We start from the raw sequence: 4445 nt of genomic DNA, 5'->3' as shown, positions 1-4445 counted from the left end.
CCCAGAACGCGCTGGCCGGGAAATGGAACGCTTCACGCGTGCTGCGCCGGGTGCTGCGGCCGCGCGTGCTGGTGTACACGACGCTGCTGGGCGTTCTGTGCCTGGCCTTGCTGTGGAGCCTGATGGCGCGCATGCCGCTGAAAGTGGACGTGGTGCGGGACCGCGCGGCACTGTCGCGCATCGCGGCCGGCGGGCGGCTGGAAAACGTTTACCGCCTGCAAATCATGAATGCCACGGAGCAGGCGCAGCGCTACAGCATCGCGGCGGCCGGGCTGGAGGGCCTGGCGGTCGCCTCCGAGGCCGAGGTCAAGGTCGGCCCCACCGAATCGCGCTGGGTCGCGGTGCGGCTGCAGATTCCCTATGGTTCGGCCGAGGCCGGCTCGCATCCCATCGTGTTCCGCGTGGGCGATGAAAGCGGGCGCGCCCACGTCGAAGAAAAGTCCGTGTTCCTTGTTCCGAGATGATCGCGATGAAAGGCCTCCCATGAATACCATTCCTACCCAAGCCTCTCCCTGGTGGAGGCACGGCCACGTCTGGCTGGTGATTTCCGGCCCCGCGCTGGTGGTGGTCGCGGGGATCATCACCGCTTTCCTCGCCGTCAAATATCCGGACGCCGTGATCATCGGCCAAAAGCCGGCGCGGGTCTCGCGCAGCGGCGAGCCGGGCCAGCCCAGGGCCCTGGCCCCGGCCCTGGAAGGGCGCAACCACGCGGCCACCCCCGACAAGGCCGTGCAGCCCTGACCGCCCGCTACCCTAAAAAAAGGAGGCCATGTGATGTCAGCCAACAAGATACTGGGCATTGCCTGGCCGGCCTTCCTGGCGGCCTGCCTGCTGGAACTGCTGCTGTTCGGGTTGTTCGACCCTGAAGAGATGCTCAGGAATGGGCAACCGGCGGGACTCTCGCGGCTGGCGTTCCAGACGGCCGTCTTTTTTGTGTTCTGGTTCGCCTGCGCGGCCTCCAGCGCCTTGACGGTGCTGCTGACCGGGCCCGCGCCGGTGACGGGGACGGCGGCCTCACGCCGGACGCGGCTGGAGCCGGCCGATCCGCCTCATCCGCCATATCCGCCGCATGAGGACTGAAGCCGGCACAGGCGCGCCGGCTTCCGGAACAGGGCAGGGCGGTAAGATCGGCCCCTCACTCCCGAACTGCGCCATGTCCCTCTTTCCCCACATAGGCGATGCGGTGCCAAAGCACCGGCGCTCCACGGCCGTCGTGCTGGCCGTGATGGCCACGCTCACGCTGCTGGCCGCGATCCATCTCGCGTCCAACCCGCAATCGCAACCTGGCTTGCCCCTGGTCGCGGCGCTGGCCGCCGCCACTTGCGGCATGGCCTGGCTGATCGCCGGGCGCGATGCGGCCCGGGCGCGGGCCGGCAAACAAGCACTGGAGGGCGCGGATGCGAGGCTCGCCGGCCTGCTGGACTCGGCCATGGACGCCATCATCACCGTGGACAGCGAGCAGAACGTGATCCTCTACAACAAGGCCGCCGAAAAGATCTTCGGCTGGCCCACGCGCGAGATGCTGGGCCAGCCGCTCACGCGCCTGATCCCGCGGCGGCACCAGGGCGCGCACGGTGACCAGGTCAAACGATTCGGCCAGACCGGCACGACCTCGCGGCGCATGGGCGACGGCACGGTGCTCTACGGGCTCAGGGCCGGCGGCGAGGAGTTCCCGCTGGAAGCCTCGATCTCGCAGCTGGATACCGCGCACGGCAAGCTTTACACCGTCATCCTGCGCGACGTGACCGAGCGCGTGCGCGCCGGCGAGGAACTGAGCGCCTTCGCCTCGGCGGCGCACGCCATCCGTGAAAGCGAAAAAACCCGGATCGCGCGCGAGCTGCATGACGAACTCGCGCAGTCGCTGACGGCCATCAAGATGGATGCCACCTGGGTCCGGGAGGCCCTGCCGCGCGACGCGGATGCCGTGCGGGCCAAACTCGACGACATGCTGGGCCTGCTGGACACGACCGTCGCCGCCACGCGCCGCATCGCCTCGGACCTGCGGCCGCTGCTGCTCGACGACCTGGGCCTGGTGCCGGCCATCCAGTGGCTGACCCACAACTTCAGCCAGCGCCACGGCGTGCCATGCCGGCTCTCGCTCGATGAAGACGTGGAGCTCGGCGAACCTTATGCCACGGCGGTATTCCGCATCGTGCAGGAGTCGCTGGTCAACGTGGCCAAGCACGCCGGCGCGTCGCGGGTCGACGTGCGCATTGAAAGAACCGCCGCGGCGGTGATCCTCGAGGTCGCCGATGACGGCGCGGGTTTTGCCTYGGGCGCGCCGCGCAAGACCAGTTCGCTGGGCCTCATGGGCTTGCGCGAGCGGGCCCGGCTGCTGCAGGGGACGGTGGAGATCGACACGGCGCCGGGCCGCGGCACCCGCGTTCGCGTGGTGATTCCGGTGCCCGAAACAACCGAAACGGGAGACACCCCATGATCAGGATTGTGATTGCCGACGATCACGCCATCGTGCGCGAGGGCCTCAAGCGCATCGTGTCGTCCATCGCGGACATGGAGGTCGCGGGCGAGGCCGGAAACGGCACGGAGGTCATGCAGCGCGTGCGCGAGCTGGCCTTCGACGTGCTGGTGCTGGACCTGTCCATGCCCGGCCGCAGCGGCATGGAACTGATCAAGCTGGCCCGCGCCGAGAAGCCGCAGTTGCGCATTCTGGTGCTGAGCATGCACCAGGAGCTGCAATACGCGGTGCGGGCCATCAAAAACGGCGCCAGCGGTTACCTGACCAAGGAAAGTGCGCCGGACCAATTGGAGCAGGCGATACGCAAGGTAGCCTCGGGCGGCGCCTTCATCAGCGCCGAGGTGGCCGAACAGCTGGCGCTGGGCGCGATGCCCGGCAGCGCGGTGGTTCCGCATGAGAGCCTTTCCAACCGCGAGTTCGAGGTGCTGCAGCTGCTGGTGGCCGGTGTTTCCCTGACGGACATTGGCACCCGGCTGAACCTGTCGGTCAAGACCGTCAGCACCCACAAAACCAACCTCATGCAAAAAATGGGCTTGCAGAACCAGAACGAGCTGATCCGCTACGCGCTCAAGCATGGGCTGGCCGAGCCCCTGGATCCCTGAGGCCGCCACTGCCGCGGAAAGCGCATGGTGTTGACCAGGGTCAACACGGCTGTCGATGCATCGCCTTAGAGTCAGGGCATTGAAACTCTGAACCGGAGGCGCCATGGGCAACGAACTCAAACAACTGCTGGTCCACGCCGATGCCTCGCCGCAGTTCGCGCAACGCCTTGAATTTGCCTGTCGGCTTGCAGCCCTGCACGGCGCCGGCATCACGGCGCTGTATGCCTCGCCTTCGGCCTCGGAGGCGCTTCCCGTCACCTCAGGCATGGGTACTGGCCTCGCTGTCAGGCGGGACAACACCCAGGACACCGAGCTGGCACGCGCGAGATCGGTGTTTGAGCAACTCAGGCCGGCCGGCTTGCCGGCCACCTGGGCTGAAATCCACGCGTTCCCGCTGGCCCCGGCTTTCGCGGAGCAGGCGCTGTATGCGGACCTGCTGGTGCTGGGCCAGCACGGCCCGGGGGAGGGCTGGTCCACGCTGATGCCGGCGGATTTTCCGGAAACGGTGATCGCCTTGAGCGGGCGGCCCGCGCTGGTGCTTCCCTATACCTCGGCCAGGCCCGGTTTGCCGGGCCGTGTGGTGATCGCCTGGAAGCCCAGCCCGGGAGCCGCGCGCGCCGTGGCGGCGGCGCTGCCCTTGCTGCGCCAGGCCAGCGCAGTGCACATCCTGAGCTGGGGCGCCGACGCAGCGGCCGGCGCCGGAGGCCCGAACATCGTGTCCCACCTGCAGGCCCATGGCGTCAAGGCCGGCTGGCAGCGGGAAGATGTGGAACCCGAAAACCTCGGTGAACTGCTGCTCTCGCGCGCCTTCGACCTGCAGGCGGACCTGCTGGTGATGGGCTGCTACGGCCATACCCGCGCGCATGAATGGGTGCTGGGCGGCGCCTCCCGGACCGTGCTCAAAAGCATGACGCTGCCGGTACTGATGGCGCACTAGGCGTCCGGGCGGCAGAAGGAGCATCTGCTGCAGCCACTCACGCCGAGCACTAACAAGATTTATTCGGGCCAGGAATGAAATTAGTTTGAGAGTTCAAGCTGCGGCACTTTAGAGACAGTTACGGACAGCTTGTACTCGCAGAGTTCGACGTCCCTGATGCTGGCGCAAGCCAAGCGCAGGTCATCGGAGATGCTGCGGCAAACGATGATGCCTCGCACGCGCTGGCCAGGTTCAGCCAGCTCTTTGCGAACCCAGTTGATGTACCTGAGCAACTGACCGACAACGCGGTCGTAACCGCGTGAGACTTTCAGCTCCAGAACAACAAAAGTGCCGGACTTGTCCAGCGCCAGGATGTCAATGCGCCGGCCGCCGCCGGCTTCGTACTCGATGCCACGAATGTCTTCATCCTCGTAGAGCTTCAATCCTGGTT

General features: G+C 67.0%; 7 protein-coding genes. 6 read left to right on the top strand and 1 reads right to left on the bottom strand.

Annotated features, from left to right (window positions below):
* The 6 genes from AC1D0P_RS22380 to AC1D0P_RS22355 all read left to right on the top strand — a co-directional run.
* Positions 1–464, top strand: a 464-nt coding sequence (locus AC1D0P_RS22380; protein WP_477678757.1) for a FixG Ig-like domain-containing protein, incomplete at its 5' end; no start/stop codon positions are given.
* A 19-nt stretch (positions 465–483) separates the two neighbouring features.
* Complete coding sequence (locus AC1D0P_RS22375; protein ID WP_477678756.1) at positions 484–741, top strand: nitrogen fixation protein FixH; 258 nt, start codon at positions 484–486, stop codon at positions 739–741.
* 33 nt (positions 742–774) lie between these two features.
* Positions 775–1080, top strand: a complete 306-nt coding sequence (locus AC1D0P_RS22370) for a hypothetical protein (RefSeq protein ID WP_477678755.1) — start codon at positions 775–777, stop codon at positions 1078–1080.
* Between the two features lie 73 nt (positions 1081–1153).
* Positions 1154–2437, top strand: coding sequence for a PAS domain-containing sensor histidine kinase (locus AC1D0P_RS22365; protein ID WP_477678754.1), 1284 nt, complete (start codon positions 1154–1156; stop codon positions 2435–2437).
* Positions 2434–3078, top strand: a complete 645-nt coding sequence (locus AC1D0P_RS22360; RefSeq protein ID WP_477678753.1) for a response regulator — start codon at positions 2434–2436, stop codon at positions 3076–3078. Before AC1D0P_RS22365 ends, AC1D0P_RS22360 begins: the two co-directional genes overlap by 4 nt.
* 103 nt (positions 3079–3181) lie before the next feature.
* Positions 3182–4015 carry a universal stress protein gene (locus AC1D0P_RS22355; RefSeq protein WP_477678752.1) on the top strand — a complete coding sequence of 278 codons (834 nt, stop codon included), beginning with the start codon at positions 3182–3184 and terminating at the stop codon, positions 4013–4015.
* A gap of 80 nt (positions 4016–4095) precedes the next feature.
* Here the strand turns inward: AC1D0P_RS22355 and AC1D0P_RS22350 are convergent.
* The coding region (locus AC1D0P_RS22350; RefSeq protein WP_477678751.1) for an endonuclease NucS domain-containing protein at positions 4096–4445 on the bottom strand (350 nt) is incomplete at its 5' end.

Source organism: Polaromonas sp. P1_G2, from assembly GCF_056405515.1.
This window is presented reverse-complemented; position numbering and strand designations above follow the sequence as displayed.

What these genes read in the sequence shown, in the direction of transcription:
- AC1D0P_RS22370 (WP_477678755.1), top strand. Translation starts at nt 775, where the DNA reads ATGTCAGCCAACAAGATACTGGGCATTGCCTGGCCGGCCTTCCTGGCG.
- AC1D0P_RS22360 (WP_477678753.1), top strand. Translation starts at nt 2,434, where the DNA reads ATGATCAGGATTGTGATTGCCGACGATCACGCCATCGTGCGCGAGGGC.
- AC1D0P_RS22355 (WP_477678752.1), top strand. Translation starts at nt 3,182, where the DNA reads ATGGGCAACGAACTCAAACAACTGCTGGTCCACGCCGATGCCTCGCCG.
- AC1D0P_RS22375 (WP_477678756.1), top strand. Translation starts at nt 484, where the DNA reads ATGAATACCATTCCTACCCAAGCCTCTCCCTGGTGGAGGCACGGCCAC.